Origin of the sequence: Novosphingobium cyanobacteriorum, assembly GCF_029436685.1 — a bacterium.
In the GTDB taxonomy this organism is placed as follows: Bacteria; Pseudomonadota; Alphaproteobacteria; order Sphingomonadales; family Sphingomonadaceae; genus Novosphingobium; species Novosphingobium cyanobacteriorum.
Genome location: NZ_JAROCY010000068.1, coordinates 1 through 2325, shown reverse-complemented (window position 1 = coordinate 2325; position 2325 = coordinate 1). Strand labels below are relative to the sequence as shown.

Below are 2325 nucleotides of genomic sequence, written 5' to 3'. Positions count from 1 at the left end.
ATATCGCGCCTGATCTACTCGCCCACGTCTCGCCGTTGGGATGGGAACACATCAATCTAACCGGGGAATATCGCTGGCCCAAATCCTTAGCGTAGGATTCCGCCCCCTCCCGCAAACGCCCCCAAGAACATCGCAAAAACCTCGCGCGCGCTTGTCGTGCCGAGCTTCTTGTTGATGCGCTTGCGGTAGACCTTGACCGTTTCCGGGCTGATCCCCAGCTCGCGCCCGATCAGCTTGTTGGAATAGCCGCGCAGCAAGCGGTCGGTCACCTCGATCTCGCGCCCGACAAGTCCATGGACGCGGCACAGCGTCTCGAGGTTTTCGCTGGGCGTGACGGTGAGGGTCGAAAGCCCCGCCCAGTGCCGCCGCATGACCGGGACGAGGCAGGGCAGGATGAGCCTGAGCGGACCAAGCTCGCCCGGCGGCAAGCTCTCCAGCCGGATACCGAGCATGGCAACGATGCAGATCTGGTCGCTGAGCCGCACGAAAATGCCGCATTCGTCGCGCAGTCCGGTCGCCGCGTAGTAGTTGCGAAAGTAGTCGCTCTCCCGAAAATCGTCGGGCACGTGTTCCTCGAGCCGGTAGACCCCGTCTGCAACCCGCCTGCGCGCCATGTTGTACCATGGGTCGAGCAGGTAGGTGTTGTCGAAATAGGGGCGCAGCGTGGTTTCCTCGTCCTCGGGCGCAAGGTTGCTGAACAGGCGCACCGGGCGGCCGGATTCCGGGAAGGCGGCGATCACGGTGGTCTCGTAGCCGCCCGCCTCCTGCATCAGCTGCGCCAGCGCCGTCGGGAAATCGGTGCCACCAAGCGCTTCGAGAACATCCGCGAGAAGCGTGAAGGTGCGCTCGTGCTGTGATGCAGCGGGGATAAGCTGATCGGACGGGGAAACCGGCACCGGCCCGGAACTCTTGACCATGTTCGCTGCGTGCCCCCCGTGCATCCCGCCGCGCCAACGCTGCGTGGGTCCGTTTAGCGCTCGGTGCTGCCTCACGCAAACCCTGCGCTGGCAGGGTCTGTCCTTAGCCCAGCGCCTCATCCACGCGGCCCGCCACATCCGGGCTGGCAAAGGCATAGATCACGCCCGCCCCCAGCCACACCAGGCCCACCACCAGCGCCAGCGGCGAGAGGTTGAACCACAGCCAGACAGTGGCGCAAAAGCCGAAGGCCGGGACGATCCGCCTGCCTCCAAGCTTCAGCGCGGCAAGATTGACCAGCGAAAATGCGAACAGCGCGCCGAAACTGATCAGCGAGGCGAGCGTATCAAGCGTCAGCAGCAAGGCCGCGACCGAAAGCAGCGCCACCACCAGGGTCGCGCGCACCGGTGTCTGGAAGCGGGGGCTGAGCTGACCGAACAGCGCGCGCGGCAGCACGTTCTCGCGGCCCATCGCATAGAGCACGCGCGAAACGCTGGCCTGCGCCGCAATCGCCGAAGCAAGACTGCCGCCGATATAGGCTGCCAGAAAGAACGCGGACATGAAGCCGCCGAGCGGACGCATCACCTCCAGCCCGGCGCTGTCCGAGGTTTCGATCATGCGCCAGTCAGGCAGCAGGCTGGTTCCGGCATAGGCCAGCGCGGTGAACAGCCCCCCGCCCAGCACGGTGGTCAGAAGGATCGCGCGCGGCACGGTGCGCACCGGATCGCGCGCTTCCTCCGATAGAGTCGAAACCGCATCGAAGCCCAGGAACGAGAGGCACAGCACCGCAGCCCCTGCAAACACGCCGGGCCAGATGGCCTTGCTCGCCACGAACGGGGCCAGGCTCAGCGACACCGCCGGGTGAGCGAACGCCGCGAACAGGAATATGGCGGCAAAGATCAGCTGGAACACCACCAGCACCACGCTGGCGCGGCGCACCAGATCCACGCCCACCACATTGAGCACGGTGACAAGGACAATGGCCGCGAAGGACCATGCCTGGGCTGGCACCGCCGGGAACTGCGCGGCAAGATAGATCCCCAGGATCAGGTAGTTGATCGCGGGCAGAAGGATGTAATCGAGCAGCAGCGTCCAGCCGGTGATGAACCCGGCCCGCCGCCCGAACGCCGCCCCGGCATAGCTGAACGCCGAACCGGCAGCCGGAACGATCCGCACCAGCCTTGCATAGCTGCCCGCAGTGAACAGCATGGCAAGGCTGGTGACGAGATAGGCGAGCGGCAGGTGACCTTCGGTCAGTCTGCTAACCGTGCCGAACGTGGTGAAGACGGCTCTGTTGCAAAGATTGGCGGCAGTCAGAGGTAGGCTGTCGCTCTGCGCCGATCAGGCGGCTGCTGCGAAATGGTGGTTGAGCATGCCCATGGCCTCCGTCAGCGCCGAGGGCCCAATGCC

3 protein-coding genes are annotated in these 2325 nt (G+C 65.3%); 1 reads left to right on the top strand and 2 read right to left on the bottom strand.

The genetic code is table 11. The features are described from left to right. Positions 1 to 95, top strand: a 95-nt coding sequence (locus POM99_RS22555) for a Tn3 family transposase (RefSeq protein WP_438823042.1), incomplete at its 5' end; no start/stop codon positions are given. On the opposite strand, the gene POM99_RS22225 is transcribed toward POM99_RS22555, so the two are convergent. Both POM99_RS22225 and POM99_RS22220 read right to left on the bottom strand, forming a co-directional pair. Next, a complete protein-coding gene (locus POM99_RS22225) occupies positions 87 to 917 on the bottom strand; it encodes a helix-turn-helix transcriptional regulator (RefSeq protein ID WP_277280997.1) in 831 nt (276 codons plus the stop codon). The two genes, POM99_RS22555 and POM99_RS22225, sit on opposite strands and share 9 nt — an antisense overlap. A 103-nt stretch (positions 918 to 1020) precedes the next feature. Continuing rightward, positions 1021 to 2157 (bottom strand): APC family permease, encoded by a 1137-nt coding sequence (locus POM99_RS22220; protein WP_277280998.1) that lies wholly within the window; start codon positions 2155 to 2157, stop codon positions 1021 to 1023. Between the last annotated feature and the right edge of the window lie 168 nt (positions 2158 to 2325).